Origin of the sequence: Zhihengliuella sp., from assembly GCF_031178195.1 — a bacterium.
Lineage (GTDB): Bacteria > Actinomycetota > Actinomycetes > Actinomycetales > Micrococcaceae > Zhihengliuella.
In genome coordinates this window covers 86,395-102,125 of record NZ_JAPSJL010000010.1, presented here as the reverse complement: position 1 = coordinate 102,125, position 15,731 = coordinate 86,395, and the positions used below count along the sequence as shown (strand labels likewise).

Annotated in this window: 13 protein-coding genes; 4 read left to right on the top strand and 9 right to left on the bottom strand. The window is 70.6% G+C overall.

The window, feature by feature from the left end:
• The first annotated feature begins 134 nt into the window (after positions 1-134).
• Complete coding sequence (locus tag RIN46_RS13225; RefSeq protein WP_309081981.1) at positions 135-1,316, top strand: exonuclease SbcCD subunit D; 1,182 nt, start codon at positions 135-137, stop codon at positions 1,314-1,316.
• Complete coding sequence (locus RIN46_RS13220) at positions 1,313-4,477, top strand: SMC family ATPase (protein WP_309081980.1); 3,165 nt, start codon at positions 1,313-1,315, stop codon at positions 4,475-4,477. Before RIN46_RS13225 ends, RIN46_RS13220 begins: the two co-directional genes overlap by 4 nt.
• A gap of 21 nt (positions 4,478-4,498) precedes the next feature.
• Here the strand turns inward: RIN46_RS13220 and RIN46_RS13215 are convergent, their stop codons facing one another.
• Complete coding sequence (locus RIN46_RS13215) at positions 4,499-5,245, bottom strand: helix-turn-helix domain-containing protein (RefSeq protein ID WP_309081979.1); 747 nt, start codon at positions 5,243-5,245, stop codon at positions 4,499-4,501.
• A gap of 304 nt (positions 5,246-5,549) precedes the next feature.
• On the opposite strand from RIN46_RS13215, the gene RIN46_RS13210 reads away from it, so the two are divergent.
• Positions 5,550-6,887, top strand: a complete 1,338-nt coding sequence (locus tag RIN46_RS13210) for an MFS transporter (protein ID WP_309081978.1) — start codon at positions 5,550-5,552, stop codon at positions 6,885-6,887.
• A 150-nt stretch (positions 6,888-7,037) separates the two neighbouring features.
• The gene (locus RIN46_RS13205; protein WP_309081977.1) at positions 7,038-7,430 is read left to right on the top strand and encodes an META domain-containing protein; all 393 of its coding nucleotides are present in this window, start codon (positions 7,038-7,040) and stop codon (positions 7,428-7,430) included.
• Between the two features lie 28 nt (positions 7,431-7,458).
• On the opposite strand, the gene RIN46_RS13200 is transcribed toward RIN46_RS13205, so the two are convergent.
• The 8 genes from RIN46_RS13200 to RIN46_RS13165 all read right to left on the bottom strand — a co-directional run bounded on the left by RIN46_RS13200 (position 7,459) and on the right by RIN46_RS13165 (position 15,724).
• Positions 7,459-8,175: a phosphoribosyltransferase family protein gene (locus RIN46_RS13200; protein WP_309081976.1), complete on the bottom strand. Its 717-nt coding sequence runs from the start codon at positions 8,173-8,175 to the stop codon at positions 7,459-7,461.
• A gap of 154 nt (positions 8,176-8,329) precedes the next feature.
• Positions 8,330-9,442 carry a 3,4-dihydroxyphenylacetate 2,3-dioxygenase gene (gene hpaD, locus RIN46_RS13195; protein WP_309081975.1) on the bottom strand — a complete coding sequence of 371 codons (1,113 nt, stop codon included), beginning with the start codon at positions 9,440-9,442 and terminating at the stop codon, positions 8,330-8,332.
• 74 nt (positions 9,443-9,516) lie between these two features.
• Positions 9,517-11,049 (bottom strand): 5-carboxymethyl-2-hydroxymuconate semialdehyde dehydrogenase, encoded by a 1,533-nt coding sequence (gene hpaE, locus RIN46_RS13190; RefSeq protein WP_309081974.1) that lies wholly within the window; start codon positions 11,047-11,049, stop codon positions 9,517-9,519.
• A complete protein-coding gene (locus RIN46_RS13185; protein WP_309081973.1) occupies positions 11,046-11,795 on the bottom strand; it encodes a GntR family transcriptional regulator in 750 nt (249 codons plus the stop codon). The genes hpaE and RIN46_RS13185 overlap by 4 nt, the downstream gene beginning before the upstream one ends.
• Positions 11,782-13,221, bottom strand: a complete 1,440-nt coding sequence (locus tag RIN46_RS13180) for a fumarylacetoacetate hydrolase family protein (RefSeq protein ID WP_375141890.1) — start codon at positions 13,219-13,221, stop codon at positions 11,782-11,784. Before RIN46_RS13180 ends, RIN46_RS13185 begins: the two co-directional genes overlap by 14 nt.
• Before the next feature lie 328 nt (positions 13,222-13,549).
• Positions 13,550-14,380, bottom strand: coding sequence for an alpha/beta fold hydrolase (locus RIN46_RS13175; RefSeq protein WP_309081971.1), 831 nt, complete (start codon positions 14,378-14,380; stop codon positions 13,550-13,552).
• Positions 14,381-14,388: 8 nt separating this feature from the next.
• Positions 14,389-14,718: a biotin/lipoyl-containing protein gene (locus RIN46_RS13170; protein ID WP_309081970.1), complete on the bottom strand. Its 330-nt coding sequence runs from the start codon at positions 14,716-14,718 to the stop codon at positions 14,389-14,391.
• Positions 14,711-15,724 carry an alpha-ketoacid dehydrogenase subunit beta gene (locus tag RIN46_RS13165; RefSeq protein WP_375141889.1) on the bottom strand — a complete coding sequence of 338 codons (1,014 nt, stop codon included), beginning with the start codon at positions 15,722-15,724 and terminating at the stop codon, positions 14,711-14,713. The genes RIN46_RS13170 and RIN46_RS13165 overlap by 8 nt, the downstream gene beginning before the upstream one ends.
• Positions 15,725-15,731: the final 7 nt, after the last annotated feature.

Genomic DNA, 15,731 nt, shown 5'->3' with positions numbered 1-15,731 from the left:
GGACCATGAAGACCTCCGGGTATGAGGAACGGTTTCTTGACAGCTCCACACCTCACCCGGAGGTCTTCCTCATGTCACGCCGACACTCCGAACCCGTACCTAACGTCCATGGTCACTACACCTAGGCTGGACCCATGAAGCTCCTGCACACCTCGGACTGGCACCTGGGTCGCTCCTTCCACGAGGAGGACATGCTCCCGGCCCAGCGCGGCTTCGTGGACCAGCTCGTGGATCTCGTGCGCGCCGAAGGGATCGATGTGGTGCTGGTGGCCGGGGACGTCTACGACCAGGCGATGCCCCGGGTCGACGTCATCCGGGTGTTCGACGACGCCTTGGTGCGTCTTCGCCGGGCGGGCGCAGAGATCGTCGTCACGAGCGGCAACCACGACTCCGCGGTGCGGCTCGGCGTGGGGTCGTCGTTCATGGCGTTCGGCGGCTTGCATGTGCGAACCGAGGTGACCCGGGCCTGGGAGCCGGTGGTCTTCCCCGCGGACGGTCACCAGGTAGCCGTCTATCCCGTCCCCTATCTCGAGCCCCGGCTGGTGCGCGATGGACTGGGCGTGTCCGATCCCGGGCACACGCCCGTGGCGGCGGAGGTCCTCGACCGGATCTGGGCCGACCTGGACGAGCGCCGGACGACGACGGCGGACCCCGTCGTCGGCATCGTCATGGCGCACGTCTTCGCCTCCGGCGGTGCAGGTTCGGAGAGCGAGCGGCCTCTGAGCGTCGGAGGACTCGACGTGGTCCCCACGAGCCTGTTCGAACGCTTCGACTACGCCGCGCTCGGACACCTGCATGGACGGCAGGTGCTGGCCCCTGGAGTCCGTTACTCCGGATCGCCCCTGCACTACTCGTTCTCCGAAGCCGGGCACACCAAGGGTGCCTGGCTCCTCAGGACGGGGGCGGATCGTTCGGCCGGTTCCACCGCACCCGTCGAAGTCGAGGGCGTGGACTGGCGCGCCCACCGGCCGCTGCGGCGGCTCAGCGGGCCGATCGACGAGCTTCTCGGAGCCTCCGAGTACGCCGAGGCGGAGGGGGCCTACTGTCAGATCACGTTGACGGACGCCGAGCGCCCCGCCCGCGCCCTGTCCCGGCTCAAGGAGCGCTTTCCGCACGTCCTGCAGTTGATTTTCGCGCCTGCGGACGGTGCGGCGCGGCAGTCGACCTACGCACAGCGTGTCGGGCAGGGCCGACCGCCTCTGGAGGTTTCCGCCGACTTCCTGGCGCACGTGCGGCAGCGCTCCGCCAACGGTGCCGAGCGGGGGGAACTGGAGCGGCTCGTCGAGGCCGCCCTGACCGAGGCGGCGACGGCATGAGGATCCATCGCGTGGTGATCCAGGCCTTCGGGCCCTTCAAGGACCGCGAGGACATCGACTTCGAGGCACTCTCGGCCGGCGGGCTCTTCCTCCTCAACGGTGATACCGGGTCGGGCAAAACGACGATCCTCGATGCCATCTGCTACGCGCTCTACGGCTCGCTTCCGGGGGCCCGGGAGAAGGCGCGGAGCATCCGCAGCGCCTATGCGGACGATTCGACGCCACCTGAGGTGCTCTGCGAGTTCAGCATCGGCGGGCGACGGTTCGAGGCGATGCGCTCTCCCGCGTGGGACCGGCCGAAGGCGCGGGGGACCGGCACGACCCGGCAGCAGGCGCAGAGCTCTCTGCGGGAGTTCCTCGACGGACAGTGGACGACGCTCTCCGCACGGAACGACGAGGTCGGGCAGCTGGTCAAGGGACTGATCCACCTGGGCCGGGAGGAATTCACCCGGGTCGCCATGCTGCCGCAGGGCGAGTTCGCGAGCTTCCTGCGTGCCGACGACAGGGACCGCGCGGAACTGCTGCAGAAACTCTTCGACGTCACCACGTATCGTCGCGTCGAGGATCTCCTGGCGGAACGCCGCCGCGAACTCGCGCGCCGTGCCGAGTCCGCCGAACGCAACAAACGGACGCTGACGAGTCGTCTGGTCCATGACTCCGCGGAGAACCTCTTGGAGGCCGGGGCTGACGGGGACGAACCGGCCGGCCCCGCCGCTGGCGGTGCTCGGCCGCCCGCGGAGACGCTGGCGGAGTGGCACGCGGCGCTCTCCGACTACCCGGACGATGCGCCGCTGCCCGAACCGCGTGCCCTCGCCGAGACCGTCGCGGAACTCCTGCGCGCTCGCACGGACGAGGCGGACCAGCGGGACGAAGCGGCGCGCGTCGGCCTTGCCGCGGCTCGGGAGCGGGTGGGCGAGGTGCGACGCCGCCGAGATGACGCGGCTCGACTCGTCGAGTTGGAGCGCGAGCGCGAGCTCCACGAGGACCAGCGACCCGGCATCGTGGAAACGCGCGAACGGCTCGATCAGCACGAGCGCGGCACGCGGGTGGAGCGCGCTGAGCGTCGATATCTCGCGGCCCGCAGCCGCCTGGCACAGGCCCGCCAGTTGCTCCGTTCGGCGGAGGCCGACGCACGCGGTGTCGCCGGCCTGGCCGAGGTACTCACGGCCGAACGCCCCGTCGCCGCGGATCTCGGGCAGGCCTGCAGGGCCGCCGTCGATCTGGTCTCCCGCCTGGAGGCCCTCCGTGGACGGGAGGCCGAGCTGGCGGAGGTGAAGCAGAAGTTGGGGTCGGCACGGGATCGCCAGGCAGAGCTCGAGCGCCAGCGGGCCGCGACCGCCCGGGAGTTGAGCGAGGAGCGTGCGAGACTCGAGACCGTCGAAGCCGAATTGAAGGGCCTCCGCGCCTCGGCGCACGACCTCGCGCGGCAGGAGGAGGTCGTGGCGGCCGCCCGTCGGCGTCTGGAGGCCGTCACCGCGCGCGATGCGTTCGCGGCCGACCTGCGCCAGCGGGTGGAGACATGGCTGGAGGCCGAGGACGAGCTCCTGCGCCGACGGGCGATCCGCGCCCAGCTAGTGCGCGACCGACTGGAGCAGTCGGCGGCCGTCCTCGCCGCGGAGCTCGTCGACGGCCAGCCGTGCGCCGTCTGCGGAAGTGAGGCGCATCCCGCTCCAGCGGCACCCTCCGGCGCCTCGGCCGTCACCGACGCCGAACTCGAGGCCGCGGAAGCGGCCGCCGAGGACGCCCAACGCCGGGAGCGCGAGGCAGCAGCAGCCAAGGCGACCGCTGAGCGCGACATGGCTCGGCTCTCGGCCGAGGCGGCGGACCTGGACCCCGATGCGGCGTCCGCCGCGCTCGCCGAGGCCGAGGAATCGGCTCGCCAAGCTCGGGAGACCGCGGCGCGAATCGTCCGGCTGGAAGCCGACGCAGTCTCCGGGAGTCAGGCCTGTCAGGCACTCGACGCCGAGGACCGACGGAGCGAGCAGGAGGCCGGAGTGCTGGCCGCCACCGTGGAGGAATCGACCGCGCGCGCGGCCCGGCTCGAGGCCGAACTGGCCGAGGCGGTGGCGCCGGCCGCCACCCTCGAAGACCGGCTGTCCAGCGTCCGCGGCGTCTGCCGGGCACTGGAGGCCTGGCGCGACGCCGCAGACGCGGTATCAAACGTGGTGGAAGCAGCCGAGGAGGCAGGACAGGGGCTCCGCGAGACACTGACCGAGCAGGACTTCCTTTCTGCGGAGGCGTCGGACGACGGCGCCGGACTCGACGAGGCGATTCATGCCGCGGCGCTGGCCCGGCTGGCCACCGACGAGGCCGAGGTCTTGCGGCGCGGGGTCCGCGAGTTCGACGAGCGTGAGATCCGGCTGAACACGCTCGCCGAGAGCGATGCCGTGGCCCGTGCGTTCCGAGCCCGCGCCTCCGGCGAGCCGGTACCGGACGATGCGGAACTGGCCGGCGCCGAGGCTGCCGCTCAGACCGCGGAGGTTCACCGGGCGGCCTTGGCGGAAAGCCGAGGCGCCTTGCTCAGCTACGGGCGACGGTTCACCGCCGACCTGGACGCATTGGACCAGCTCGTGGCGGACCAGGGCAGCCTGCTGGAGGAGTACGAGCTCGTGCGGGGGCTCGCGGACACGGTCGCCGGAGCCGGGGAGAACACACTGAAAATGACCCTCAGCACGTACGTGCTGGCGGCCAGACTCGAGGCGGTTGCTGCGGCGGCCACCGAGCGGCTCTCCATCATGACCGGTGGGCGGTTCGAGCTGCGCCACACTGACGCTTCCGGCGGTCGTGGCAAGGGCGGTCTGGGAATCAGCGTCGTCGACGAGTGGAACGGGCAGACCCGTGAGCCGAGCACGTTGTCGGGCGGCGAGACGTTTATGGCCTCCCTCGCTCTCGCCCTCGGGTTGGCCGACGTCATCCAGGCCGAGTCCGGCGGAATCGACATGGAGACGCTGTTCGTCGACGAGGGGTTCGGCACTCTGGACCCGGGAACACTCGAGCTTGTCATGCGCTCGCTCGACGACCTGCGCAGCAGCGGCCGTGTTGTCGGCGTCATCAGTCACGTCCAGGAGCTGAAGAGCCAGATCGCCACACAGCTCGTGGTCCACAAGCACCGGGAGGGCTCCAGCACTTCGCTCCAGACGGACGCCGTGACCGTCCGGTGAGACCTGGCCGTGCCCTGTCGGTTACCGCTGCGATGTACCGCCGAGTGAGCGCTCGATGGTCCGGGCCGCCAGTGATACCCGGTCACCCAGTTTCGCCGCGGGCAGGGGGCCGGTTGCCGTCGGGTAGACGATCGCTACCGAGGCGGGAAGCTGGCCCGGCACGATGACCGGCGAGGCGACCGAGGACACACCCGGGATCACCTCGTCGTGGCTCGAGGCATAGCCACGACGGCGGGCCTCCGCGGCCGCCTCGCGGTACGGTTCCTCGGGCATCCGCGCCGCCCACTCCTCGGCGGTGTGAGAGGACTGGATGGCGATCCCGGGGGCTCCCCGGGTGAAGGCGTGGCGGCTGCCGGGGCGTTGGATGACGGCTGCGCTGGAGTGGCGAGGTTCAACCGTCACGAGCGTGATGCAGTCGCGGTGGTCCCAGACCGCAAGGAACGCACTGACGCCCAGCTCGTTCGCCAGCGCCGTCAGCTCCGGCAACGCGGCGGACTGCAGATCGCGTTGCACGCCGCGTGCGAGCACCGCCAGGCCAGGTGCGAGCTCGACGGCACCGGAATGTCCCCGGTGCGCCAGATTGTGTTCCTCCAGGGTCCGCAGGATTCGGTAGGCGATCGATCGGTGCAGCCCGAGTTCCGCTGCCAGCTCGGCGATCGTCAGGGGCCCGGACGCCTCGGCCAGGACCTCGAGCATGCGCAGTCCGCGCGAGAGCGTCTGCGACGCAGGCTTCGCCAGCGGGTTGGTCGAGTCCGTTTGGGTGCTCATGCGGGGATCCCTTCGGTGCGCGTCTCAAGCCGGGCACGCCCTCTTGTGTGGTGAGTCACGTCAGCCTACGGTAGTAGCTGTTTCAAAAATAGAACATCGCGTTCGATTATAGAACAATTTGTCGCGGGCGGGCCCCTTCGGTGGTCTCCCTGGGGGCTCACTTCGAGTCGGCCGGGGACGGGGGGCGAGATCGCCCTATGTGACCTGCGTCGCACTGGTGTAGCATTCAAGCAGTTCCCGACCGTTCGGTCGGTAGGTAATTCGATCACCGCACCGCACCGCGTGCCCGAACAATGGAGTTCCTATGGCCTCCGCCACCCTGCACCACGAGTCGAGCCGGAAAGAGGAGCGCAAGGTCCTCGCCGGCACGCTCGTCGGCACCACGATCGAGTGGTACGACTTCTTCATCTACGCCCAGGCCGCCGGCCTCGTGCTCGGCCCGCTCTTCTTCGCTCCACTGGGGGAGACGGGGGCCCAGCTGGCCTCCTGGGCCTCGATCGGCATCTCCTTCCTGTTCCGCCCGCTGGGGGCGATCGTCGCCGGCCACCTCGGGGATCGGCTCGGACGCAAGAAGATGCTCGTCTTCACCCTCATCATGATGGGCGCCGCCACGGCACTGATCGGCGTGTTGCCCACGCATGCGCAGATCGGCGCCGGAGCAGCCGTGATGCTGATCCTCCTGCGGGTCCTCCAGGGCTTCTCCGCCGGCGGCGAGTGGGGCGGCGCAGCCCTCATGTCCGTGGAGCACGCGCCCGTCGAGAAGCGCGGCTTCTTCGGGGCCTACCCGCAGATCGGTGTTCCCTGCGGCATGATCCTGGCGACGTTCACGATGTGGATCCTCACGACGGCCATCGGCAACGAGGCGTTCCTGGAGTGGGGCTGGCGTGTCCCGTTCCTGTTCTCGATCGTCCTCATCGCCGTCGGCTACTTCATCCGCCGTGCAGTCGAGGAGTCCCCGATCTTCCTGGAGCTCCAGGAGCGCAAGAAGGAGTCGTCCGCCCCGCTCGGACGGCTCTTCAAGAAGAACGCCAAGGAGGTCATGCTCTGCGCACTGATCTTCATCGCCAACAACGCCGCGGGCTACCTGCTGATCGCCTTCTTCGCCACCTACGTCACCCGCGAACTCGGGATGGCGCGCCCGCCGGTGCTGCTCGCGACGACGCTCGCGTCCTTCGGCTGGCTGATCTTCACCATGTACGGCGGCATCCTCTCCGACCGGATCGGGCGCATCCGAACGTTCCAGATCGGCTACGCCATCGTCGCCGTCTGGGCGATCCCCATGTGGTTCGTCCTGGACACCGGCAACATCATCGCGTACTTCATCGCGCTGTTCGTCCTGACGATCGGCCTCGGCCTGTCCTACGGCCCGCAGTCGGCGCTGTACGCCGAGATGTTCCCCGTCGACGTCCGCTACTCCGGCGTGTCCATCGGCTACGCCCTCGGTGCAATCCTCGGCGGTGCCTTCGCCCCGCTGATCGCCGAGTCGCTCCTGACGGGCACCGGCCAGTCGTGGAGCATCGGCGTCTACGTCCTGGGGATCACCATCGTGTCCCTCGTGGCCGTCTCCTGCGTGAAAGAGACGCGGGGCAAGAACCTCCACGTCGAGGAGGTGCATCCGGTTCCTCGCGGGGCCGCGGAGTAGTCGCCGGCCGGCGCCGACGAACACGGGGCGGTGCGGACCTCGGTCCGCACCGCCTCGTCGTCTCGGCTCCCTGCGGGTGGGAGGGCGGCATAGAGGAAGCTCTCCGCTGGAACCCGGGGAAATCCAACCCCGGCGGTCCATGCTGGAGGCATGACTCGTTCACTGCGGAGCCCCGTGGCGCTGGGAGTGGCGGTCGCGTCCGCCCTGCTGGCGTCGGCGTGCGTCCAGCCCAGCGGTGCGGGGGAGTCCGTCGAGGAGCGGGTCATCGGCCAGTGGGGTGACGACGACGGGGCCTCGCCCTGGCTCCGGTTCGACGAGGGCGGGGTCCTCACCGGCTCGGACGGCTGCAATTGGCTCTCGGGGGAGTGGGACGTCGAGGGAGGGCGCATCGAGGCGCCCGCCATCGTACGGACGGAGATGTGGTGCGAGGACCGGACCCAATGGATGGGTGGGCTGCACACCATGGAGGTGCACGGGGACGAACTCGTGGTGTTCGACGCCGACGGCGAGCGCCTCGGCTCGCTGCCGCGGGACACCGGGTAGGCGACTGGCCGCGGTAGAGCCTGGTTGGCTAGGCGCGGCCGAGGCCCGGCTTCCGTCCGTCGAGGAGGGCCAGCACCTCCGAGTCCGTGACCTGCTCGAATCTCCGGTAGGCGGCGCCCACGGCTCGGAAATCGGTGGGTCGGCGCGGGCACACGAGCCGGTCGACCGAACGGGCCAGCTCGGCGCAGACGTCGGGCGGTCCGACGGGGATGGCGATGACGATCTCCTGGGCTCCGGCCGCGCGGACGGCGTCCGCGGCGGCGTGCATCGTCGCGCCGGTGGCCAACCCGTCGTCGGCCAGGACCACGGTTCGACCGCGCACGGGAGCCGAACGACCGTCCAGGTAGTCCTGCTGCCGACGCCGGAGTTCGGCAGTCTCCTCCCGCTCGACGCGGCGCAGCTGCCGCCGGGTCACGTGCCGGGGGAGGGAGCGCAGGACCGTCTCGACCCGGTACTCGGCGGTGTGGCCGGCGTGCGCGGCGACCGCCCCGAAAGCGACCTCGCTGTGTCCGGGGATGCCGAGCTTCCGGACGATCAGTGCGTCCCAGTCGAGCCCCAGGGCTCTGGCGATGCCGGCGGCAACGGGCACCCCGCCGCGGGCCAGCCCCAGCACGAGGGGGCTGCGCGCACGCAGCGCGCCACCCATCTCGTGTTCCAGTTCCGCGGCCAGGGCGACTGCCGCCTCGTGACGGTCGGCGTAGGGCGCCACGGCGTCCGAGCCCCTGTCTGGCTGCTCCTCACCCATGCCTCCAGTCTGCACCCGCGGCGGCCGGACGTCACGGCCGGAGCGGGCCTAATCGGTGGCCTCCACCGCGCGCCCGCGCCGACGCGACGGCGCCCGGCTCCCCCCATGATGAGGCTGGGAGAAGCCGGGCGCCGTCGTGTCTGGGCGGGACGGCTCAGACCTGGTTGCCGAGCTTGAACCCCTTGGAGGCCTCTCCGCGGTACGTCCCGTCCTCGTCCTGCTCGCGCGTGTAGGAGAAGCCGTCGGCGCCGACCGTCACGGCCATCTCCGAGCTGTCGGTGCGCTCGACGACCTCCTGCGGGTTCCCGTCCAGGTCCAGGACCGGGGAGGCCTCGGTGTACCAGGACGGCACCACCGGGTTCCCCCACCAGTCGCGGCGCTGGTTGTCGTGGACGTCCCACGTGATGACCGGGTTGTCCGGGTCGCCGGTGTAGTAGTCCTGCGTGTAGATCTCGATGCGGTGGCCGTCCGGATCCAGGATGTACAGGTAGAACGCGTTGGAGACGCCGTGGCGACCCGGACCGCGCTCGATCCGGTCGGAGAGCCGCAGGGCGCCCATCTTGTCGCAGATCTGGATGATGTTGTGCTTCTCGTGCGTGGAGAAGGCGACGTGGTGCAGTCGCGGTCCGTTGCCGCCGGTCAGTGCGGTGTCGTGCACGGTGCCCTTGCGGTGCATCCAGGCGGCGTAGGTGGTGCCCTCGGCGTCCTTGATGTCCTCGGTGACGCGGAAGCCGAGGTCCTCCAGGTACTTCCGGCCCCGGGGGACGTCGGGGGTGACCTGGTTGAAGTGGTCCAGGCGCACCAGTTCGCCGGCCGAGTAGAGGTCGTAGCGCATGTGCAGGCGCTCCACGTGCTCGACCTCGTGGAAGAACTCGTAGGGAAAGCCCAGCGGGTCCTCGACGCGCACGGAGTCGCCGATGCCGCGAACGAACCCCTCGCTCCGGCGCTCGGTCCGGCAGCCGAGCTCACGGTAGTAAGCCTCGGCGCGGTCCACGTCCTCGGGGGTGCGGACGCGGTAGGCGAACGCCTTCGCGGCCGCGACCGGGCCCTTGGTCAGGACCAGGTTGTGGTGGATGAACTCCTCGAAGGAGCGCAGGTAGATCTGCTCGTCGTCCTCGTGGGTGACGTGCAGGCCCAGCAGGTCCACGTAGAAGTCGCGGGACCTCGCCAGGTCGGTCACCACCAGCTCCATGTAGGCGCAGCGGAGGATGTCCGGCGCCGGCGCGGTGGGCCGGGGGATCTCGTGGGAGGCGGTCTTCTCGGTCATGTCTGTCTCCTGGGGCGGGTACGACGGCGGCACGCGGCGCTGCGTGCCGCCGTCGGGAGGGTGGGGTGGTCGGGTCAGCCGTCGAGCTTCGCGGCGTCGTCCAGGGACCCGAACTTGGGGGTGTGGACGTCGCCGAGGGTGATGTGCACGGCCTGCTGGTCGGTGTAGAAGTCGATGGAGCGGTAGCCTCCCTCGTGGCCGAGACCGGAGGCCTTCACGCCGCCGAACGGGCTCCGCAGGTCGCGGACGTTGTGGCTGTTGAGCCAGACCATGCCTGCCTCGACGTCCTGGGCGAAGTTGTGGGCGCGCTTCAGGTCCGAGGTCCACACGTACGCGGCGAGCCCGTACTTGGTGCCGTTCGCCAGTTCGAGCGCCTCCTCGTCCGTGTCGAAGGGCGTGATCGCGACGACGGGGCCGAAGATCTCCTCCTGGAAGATGCGCGCGTCCGGGGCGACGTCGGCGAAGACGGTCGGCGCCACGTAGGAGCCGTTCTCCTGGCCCGCGGGCAGGTGCTCCGGGCGGCCTCCGCCGGCGAGCAGCCGGCCCTCGGACTTGCCGAGCTCCACATAGCCCATGACCTTGTCGTAGTGCTCCGGATGGACGAGCGCGCCGACCTGCGTCTGCGGGTCGTGCGGATCCCCGACCTTGATGTTGCGGGCGCGCTCCGCGTAGACCGCGCAGAAACGGTCGTAGATGTCCCGCTGGACCAGGATCCGGCTGCCGGCCGTGCAGCGCTCGCCGTTGAGGGAGAAGACGCCGAACAGCGTGGAGTCGATCGCGGCGTCGAAGTCCGCGTCGGCGAAGACGATCGCCGGCGACTTGCCGCCGAGCTCCATCGACATGCCCTTCAGGCCCTCCGCACAGTTGCGGAAGATGGTCTGCCCGGTGGACGACTCGCCCGTGAAGGAGATCAGTGGGACGTCCGGGTGCTTGACCAGGGAGTCGCCGGCCGTCTCGCCGAGTCCGTTGACCAGATTGAACACGCCGTCGGGCAGGCCGGCCTCCTTGAAGATGGCCGCCCACAGGGACGCGGAGAGCGGCGTGAACTCGGCCGGCTTGAGGACCACGGTGCAGCCCGAGGCGATGGACGGGGCGAGCTTCCAGGACTCCAGCATGAAGGGCGTGTTCCACGGGGTGATGAGTCCGGCGACGCCGATCGGCTTGCGGTTGACATAGTTGACCTGCGCCCCGGGGACCTTGAAGGCGTTGTCGTGCTGGGCGACGATCAGGTCGGCGAAGAAGCGGAAGTTCTCGGCGGCGCGCTTGGCCTGGCCGCGGGCCTGGGTGATCGGCAGGCCGGTGTCGAACGTCTCGAGCTCGGCCAGGCGGTCCTCCTGCTCGACGACGGCGTCGGCGATCCGGTACAGCACGTTGGCGCGCTCGCGGGCCTTCATGCGCGGCCAGGGGCCGTGAGCGAAGGCCTGGCGGGCAGCGGCGACGGCGGCGTCGACGTCGGCCTTCTGGCCGGACGCGGCGGTGGCGTAGGGCTGGTTGGTCACCGGGTCGAGGACTTCGAAGGTCTCGCCGCCGACCGAGTCGACGAACTCGCCGCCGATGTAGTGCTGCAGGCGGGTCGGGAGGGCGTCGGGGACGAAGTGCTGGCTCATGGGGTGTCCTTTCGTCCGCGCAGGGCGGGATCGGGTGTGGGGTCCGTGGTGTCTGCGTCGTGGGGTGTCGCGTCGGGCAGTGGCAGGTACAGCGGCGACGGCGGGAGGCCGGCGACCGCGAGGTACGCGTTGAGCGTGTTGGTGCGGTGGTCGCGCGCGGCCGCCTCGATGGCGTGGACCGGCGTCCCCGCTTCCAGCAGGTCGAGCAGTCCGTCGTGCTCGGCGACCGACTCCCGCGCCCGGCCGGGCACGGTGGAGAACGTCGAGGAGCGCATGGCCCGCATGCGGTTCCAGCCCCGTTGGACCAGGTCCAGGATGTGGGGGTTCGGGCAGAGGCCGTAGAGCCGCTCATGGAAAGCCACATTCAGCCGGGAGAACCGCTGCGGGTCGAAGGCCTGGAGGCAGGATTCCATGTCGCGGTTGATCCGGCGGGCCTCGGTGAGGTCGTCGGCGTCGAGCAGCGGTGCCGCCAGCGCCGTCGCGGCGCCCTCGAGGACTGAGAGCGTCTGGAGCGTGTGCAGGTAGAGCGTCGCGTCGACGTTCGCCACGGTCGCCCCGACGTTGCGCTCGAAGGCGACGAGGCCCTCGGCCTCGAGCCGGCGGATGGCCTCCCGGACGGGGACCGTGGAGCAGCCGAGCTCGGCGGCGATGCTGCCCAGGACGAGCCGGTAGCCGGGGGAGTAGGCCCCGGAGACGATCTTGTCCTGGATCAGTTCGTACGCCTGCTCCGATTTAGAGGGCGCCAAGGTCCGCTCCGGCGTCGACCCAGGTGCGGTACTTGTCCAGCCACTCCTGGTTCATGGGGAAGAGACCGTCGATCGCGTGGCCCCGCTTGACGTGCTCGAGGACGAACGCGTCGCGGCGCTCCTGCTCCACGACCTCGTCGGCGAGTTCCGCGACGAGGGCCGGCGGGATCACGAGGATGCCGTCGGAGTCGCCGACGATCACATCCCCGGGCTGGACGGTGGTGCCGCCGCAGCCGATGGTCTCGTCGACGCTCCAGGGGACGTGCTTGCGGCCGAGGACGGCCGGGTGCGCCCCATTGTGGAAGACCGGCAGGTCGGCGTCCTCCACCGCCGAGAGGTCCCGCACGGCGCCGTCGGTGATGATCGCCTCCGCGCCGAGCACCTGGCTGCGCATCGCGAGGATGTCGCCGAGGGTGGCCGAACCCTGCTCGCCGCGGGCCTCCATCACCAGGATCTCGCCCGGCTTCAGCGAGTCCATCGCCTGCTTCTGCGCGTTGTAGCCGCCGCCGCGGGCCGTGAAGAGGTCCTCGCGGTTGGGCACGTAGCGCAGGGTGCGGGCGACGCCGATGACCTTGCGCGTGCCCTTCGTCGCGGTGAGGCCCTCGATCGCCACGTTGTTCAGCCCGCGCTTGCGCAGGGCGCCGGAGATCGTCGCCGTGGCCACGGAGCGCAGCTTCTCCCGGACCTCGTCCGTGAGGACCTCGCGGCCCGTGGGTGCCGGCTCGACGCCGGCGGCCTCCGCCGTGCCGTAGGCGTCGACCCGGTCGGCGTCGGTGATCCGGGGCGGGTTTCCGAAGGCGGCGAAGCCCGCCTCGCCCTGGACCACGGTCGTTGCCAGCGGGCCGGTCGTGCGGCCGGAGGCGACGTCGTCGACCTCCACCTCCACCACGTCGCCTGGCACGACGACGGACGAGCCCGCCGGGGTGCCCGTGAGGATGACGTCGCCGGGCAGGAGGGTCATCTGCTGCGAGAGATCCGCGACGATCTGGCCGAACTCGAACAGGAGCTCCTCGGTGGTGGCATCCTGGACGATCTCCCCGTTGACCCGGGTGCGGATCCGCAGCCGCTGCGGGTCGACCGCGTCGGCCGGGAGCAGGGCCGGGCCGAGCGGGGTGAAGCCGTCGCCGGACTTGGAGCGGACGTTCGATCCCTTGTCCGCGTACTTGATGTCGTACAGGCCGAGGTCGTTGCTGGCGGTCACCCAGCCCACGTGGGACCAGCCGGCCTCGGGGGAGACGCGCCGTGCGCGCGTGCCGATGACCAGGGCGATCTCGCCCTCGAAGGCCAGCAGCTCCGTACCGGCCGGGCGCTCCACGGTGCCGCCGCTCGGGGCCAGGGAGGAGGCAGCCTTCATGAAGTAGGACGGGAACTTCGGCGTGCGGCCGCGCTGCTCGGCTCGCGACCGGTAGGAGAGGTGGACGGCCAGGACCTTGCCGACCGAGTCGAGGAAGGGCTGGTCGGCCGGGCGCTCGCCGGAGGGGTTCGCCTGGGCGGCCGCTGCGGTGTCGTTCCCATGGTCGTTCGTCAAGATCTGCTCCCGGGGCTCGATGAGTACGGATCGGATGTACGAAATCGTATACGATAATAGTGGCCTGTGTCACGGGGATTGGCGGGGCCTGCCCGTGGTCCTCCACGCATGGCCGACTGCTGCACGCCCTGGCCGCGGAGACGGCGAGGTCGCCCACGCGCAGTCGCGCAGGCGGCTTTCGGGTTCTGCCTGGCGGGTGTCCTGCCGGGTGTTCTGCCAGGTCCAGCTAGGACGCGAAGTGCTCAAGCGCCGCCTGCTTGAAGGCGCGCGAGGTCACCGCGTTCGAGTGCGTGCGCGCCGGCAGCCAGAGTTCCTCGGCCCCGCCTGCGACGCGCGCCAACTCGGTCAGGCGCGGCATGGTCTCGGCGAGCTCGTCCCGTTGCCCGGCGACCAGGAGGACGGGCTGCTGCGGGACTGACTCCCCGGGCACGAATGGCTCGGCGCCCACCGCCTCGATCACCTGCAGCAGGGCGTCGACGTCGTTGCTCGGCACCAGCTGCGCCATCTGCAGCAGCGCGTCCGACATCGGGTCGGTCATGTGCTCCGTTTCGTCTCCGCTCGCGAGCACCGCGCGAGCCTCGGGCACGTCGAAGTCGGCGAGCGGGTCCGTGGCGGCGGCACCCCCGAGGCAGAGTCGGTGGACCAGCTCTGGATAGTCCGCGGCCAGGCCCCAGGCCAGGCGTGCTCCGAAGGAGTATCCGACGACGTCGACCAGCCCGTCGGTCGCCTCGGTGCGATCGCCTGGCCCGGCGCCCGCGAGGTCGCCGGCGTGTCCCAGGGCCTCGAGGGCCGCCTGCCGGATGCCGGCGCGGAGCAGGCTCGGCACCGGCGCCTCGGCGCTGCCGTCATCCGAACCGGGCAACGGTGTCTGCCCGTGCCCGGGCAGGTCGACGGCGACGACCCGGCGGCCGGCGTAGTTCATGTACTTCACCCAGCCGGTGGTGACCCAGTTGAGCTCGGTGGACGAGGCGAACCCGTGGATGAGCAGGACGGGCCGGCCCGTCTCGGCGCCCTCGGGCGCGAAGAGGTGGGCGGTCAGGTGCGGGACGTCGGTCACGGCCGGCCTCAGTCGTCGTCGAGGTTGGCGCTGAGCCGCACGCGGCGCTTGGGCGCCTCGTCCTTCGGCACGGTGCCCACGATGCCCGCGGTGTCGTCGGGGACCTCGAAGACGATCAGCGGGTCGCCGACGTTGATCGTGTCGCCCGGCTCGCCGTGCGTGCGCACGACGGTCCCGGCCTGCGGGCTCGGCAGCTCCAGCGAGCTCTTGGTGGTCTCGACCTCGACCATCGGCTGGTTGCGCTCGACCTGGTCGCCCTCGGCGACCAGCCACTCCAGCACGGTCGCCTCGATCAGGCCCTCGCCCAGGTCGGGCAGCGGGAAGGAGATTTCAGCCACGGCGGTACTCCAATACTCGTTGAATGCCGAAGAGGATGCGGTCGGCGTTGGGCAGGTACTCGTTCTCCAGGCTGCCGGAGGGGAAGGGGACGTCGAATCCGGTGACGCGCTCCACCGGCGCCTTCAGGGTGCCGAAGCAGTGCTCGGTGATCAGCTGGGCCACCTCGGCGCCGAGCCCGGCGCTCTTCGGTGCCTCGTGGACGACGACGGCGCGGCGGGTCCTGGCGACGGATCTCGCCAGTCCCTCGGCGTCGATGGGCTTGAGCCAGCGCAGGTCCAAGACCTCGACCTCCACCCCGTCCTCGGCGGCCATGTCCGCCACCTGCAGGCAGCGGGAGACCATCGCGCCCCAGGCCACGAGGGTCAGGTGCCGACCCTCGCGGGCCACGACCGAGCCGGTCAGGTCGCCGGGGGTGTCGAAGTCGACGCTGCCCTTCTGCCAGTAGCGGGACTTCGGCTCCATGAAGACCACCGGGTCCGGCATCGTCGCCGCGTGGCGCAGCAGGTGGTACGCCTGGTGCGGGTTCGACGGCGAGACCACCTTGAGCCCGGCGACGTGCGCGAACAGCCACTCCAGCGATTCCGAGTGCAGCTCGGGGGACTGGATGCCGCCGAAGCTCGGCATGCGCAGCGTGATCGGCATCGGCAGGGCGCCGCGGGTGCGGAAGTTCATGCGCGCGATCTGCGTGACGATCTGGTTCACGGCCGGGTAGGTGAACCCGTCGAACTGGACCTCGGGGATCGGGTGGTAGCCGGCCATCGCCAGCCCCACGGACATGCCGAGGATGCCGGACTCCGCCAGCGGGGTGTCGAAGACGCGCTCGGCGCCGAAGCGCTCCTGGAGCCCGTCGGTGATGCGGAAGACGCCGCCGAGCCGGCCCACGTCCTCGCCCAGCACCAACGCGCGCGGGTTCTCCTCCAGCGCGTCGGCGAGGGCCGCGTTGATGGCCTTGTTCAGCGAGAGCTCCTGCGTCCCCGTCCGGACTGCTCCGGTGTTCGCGGTCATGGTCGCC